The sequence below is a fragment of the Vibrio sp. 10N.222.49.A3 genome (assembly GCF_041475145.1).
Taxonomy (GTDB): Bacteria; Pseudomonadota; Gammaproteobacteria; order Enterobacterales; family Vibrionaceae; genus Vibrio; species Vibrio tasmaniensis_A.
Window position 1 is genome coordinate 458 of record NZ_JBFRVM010000026.1, and the last position, 3,110, is coordinate 3,567.

At 44.0% G+C, this 3,110-nt stretch carries 3 protein-coding genes; 2 read left to right on the forward strand and 1 reads right to left on the reverse strand.

Annotation, left to right across the window (positions count from 1 at the left end):
• The coding region (locus AB4589_RS04735) for a type IV secretion system DNA-binding domain-containing protein (RefSeq protein ID WP_372099572.1) at positions 1-987 on the reverse strand (987 nt) is incomplete at its 3' end.
• A 560-nt stretch (positions 988-1,547) separates the two neighbouring features.
• Here AB4589_RS04735 and AB4589_RS04740 point away from each other — a divergent pair.
• Positions 1,548-1,805: a helix-turn-helix domain-containing protein gene (locus AB4589_RS04740; protein ID WP_016800114.1), complete on the forward strand. Its 258-nt coding sequence runs from the start codon at positions 1,548-1,550 to the stop codon at positions 1,803-1,805.
• A gap of 426 nt (positions 1,806-2,231) precedes the next feature.
• Positions 2,232-2,819, forward strand: a complete 588-nt coding sequence (locus AB4589_RS04745; protein WP_229648121.1) for a hypothetical protein — start codon at positions 2,232-2,234, stop codon at positions 2,817-2,819.
• The last annotated feature ends 291 nt before the right edge of the window (positions 2,820-3,110 follow it).

Genomic DNA, 3,110 nt, shown 5'->3' on the forward strand with positions numbered 1-3,110 from the left:
GGTTTCAAGTTCAGACGTGAGTATCAGGCTAAGCAGCCTTGCGGTCGAGCAGGGCTTGTCATCTTGGCTCATGCGATACGCCGCACTTGAAAAGATAGTCCGGGCGGAGTCGACCCAGAATGGGTCACCTTCGCCATGCTGCGGGATAAGCGCGCTCGCGATGTTTTCAAAGTCAGGGGCTTCTTTTGCATCGCACCACACATCCCAATTGGCGCAGCGTTCATCGAAGGGGTTGAGTAAGGTGTCTTGGCTAGGGTCAAAGAACTTACTGGTAAAGGTGCAGCCTTTATCATAAATAATCGCTTTATCCCCACGTTTGCGTATCCAGCGCAGGAGTTTACGAAGCATGACGGATTTACCTGCCCCTGTGGTGCCGTCGATGAGCATATGCTGCACTTCAAACTCACGTTTAAATAAGGCCAGCCCATCCACTTTGAAATCAGAAATTCGTCCGTTGCCTACACCCTGTTTCTTGAGTTTCTTTGCCCGTTTTTTCAAATCATTTGTGAGCACTTTGGGTTCGGCGTATTGAAAGCCTCGAACGTGGAAATCTTCACTTTGCTTTTCGCCTTGTCGTTTAAAGAAACTCATGGCGAGCATCAAAATAGCGAAGGCAATACAGATGGCAATTAAGAAGTTGATTTGTGCTTGGCGAATGACGTCATCATAAAGGCTGATGAGTTGGGTATTTTCCAGTTGGGAGGCGAGCGTGCCAACGTAGCGTTTTCCACTCCAGAACGTCGTGACTTCGCTGTTAAGATTGTGCCCAAAGCTGGCATAGATATGATTGCGCCAGTAGTAGAACACAGACCAAAAGGCGTTATCGGGCGCGCGTAGCCAGGTAAGAACGCCAGTGAGCGCTATCACCGACCAAATGGCGGCGTAGACTAAGGTATTGTTGACTTGAAAGAACATCCGAATGGAGTGAAAAGTAATTTGTCCGCCACGGGTAAAGTGGTTGCCGGACGCGCGTTTAGGTCTAGGCATCGTGGTTCCTTGAGAGTGAAATGCAGTGCTTTTTTAGGTAATTACCTGCGTATGCAGATGAGCTGGCCAACAATTGAACGGTTGTTGGCTAATGGTATTGCGGTGTAGGGCTCTGATATGAAAAAAATTTACGCATGCCGAAGGTAAGTCACGGATGTTCACCTCTCCGACGGGGTGGGGGGCTAGAGCCCCGACATGCTGGCAAAACTTGGGTGGTTTATTTCCTTGCGCTGATAATCCTCACGGTCTCGAACGTGGTCAGCGTTATGCTCGAAACCTTCAAAGCAATCCTGATTACTCTTTTTAAGAAGAAAAGCGAAATTGGTCTCTGTGTAATAGAGATGGTGAGCTTTATGTTGATGATGGGCATCACCGGACAGGGATTGGTCGAGTGTTTTTAGAAACGAATGGCTTTGAGCTTATGATTAAAAATGTCCTCGTTGCTTATTGCGCTGGACAGTTATCCATCGTATTCGTATTTTCCCGCGTCGGCTGATTTCAAGGCGATTTCATGGTAAATTTGTCAGAATGATAACGTTCCTTAATGACCTTCAACTTCTATGAATGACCAACTAACCCCAATCAACAAAGACCATTTAAAAAAACTTATCCGAGCAGAACTGGAACCGACATGGTTTGATAAACAATCAGTTAGCCCTGATATGTCTTGGGTGACTCCTGCTGTGTTTGAAATATTGTTTACTGAGTTGATAACTCATACGCGCGGTAATCAGTCTAAGGCTGCTAGGGTTTTAGGGATTAACAGAGGTAATTTCACCAAAAAGTTAAATCAGATCACAACTCGTGAATTTGGATAGGATGAGAGCTTATAAGTAGGTATCCGCCTATTGGTACCCTAACGAGGGTGCAGAGATTAACCAACCCCCATGACCTCTCAAGAAATCAATGGCAGTTGCTCTAATTTTCGCTTCAAGGAGCACTGGCGGTAATCTACTCCAATTGCAAAGTAACCATCATTGGGCTCTTTTAGAAGTCAACGAATATACCCGCCTATTAGTGTCGCGATAAGTTTTATAATTGGCGCTTTTTACTTCAATTTGAAAACAATTATCGGCATTTTTAGGTGATTTCGATCTATTTGGTACCATGAGCATAAACTCAACCGACGAAGGTTTTAGACAGGTTACGCCCCAACTTTGTGGATAACTGCTTTAATTTGTTATAAAAAAATAATGTTAGGTTGGAATTTAACGAAGCAAGCAAAACGGAAGGCCAAATTAACCATGGAAAAGATAATTCACTACGATATTCTCAAGGTTAAAGTTAGAAGCGATAAAGAAAGCACTCGACTGACCAGCCAATGGGATCAGGTTCTACAAATCTGTCGTGACAAACCACTCGGAGAGATCGCGAGAGCAAGATTAGCGTTTAACCTTGTCGATTACATCACAAGTGAAGATCTACCTTTTCGCTTATTCATCACACGCGCACCACAAGCTATGGCCACCATAGGCGAGGAAACACGAGTGTATAAAGAGCATCGAGTTATTAATGGTAAACAAAGCGGAATGATTTACGCCAAAAGCGAACAAATGTTACCAAGAGAAATCCACTATACGAATGAGTTTGTGGCAACCCGCTACGTTGCTGGGACAAAAACACCACTCTCTGCCACCTCCCTCGTTGATTGCCTCAAGGCTGGAGATGTCATAACACCACTCGATGGCATCTTGTTTTTAGGCTGTAAACGAATCGCCAGTGATATAGCACGTCTTAAAAAAATCGAACCCACCATGAACATCGAAATGAAACGTATCGAAGTATCAGACAACTTCACAGGCACAACAAGAAAGATGGCAAGTTACGAATGAATAACGAGGCGTAAACGATTGCCGCATGCTTTAACATGACAGATATAACTGAAACTAATCTTCGGACAATTCCGAGTTATGAATCATAGAACACTCTGACCTTTCGAATTACTTCTAATATTATAATCATTCAGCTAGCCTACATCTGGCTGACCAATTCCTCTCATACACTACATATTGAAGTACTATGATTAAAGATAGTTAAGCATGCGTTGATAGACCTTGAACTAGGCCGCCTACGAGCACTAAGTCCAACGATAATGTGACACTCTCTTTCTTTCGAATATTTCG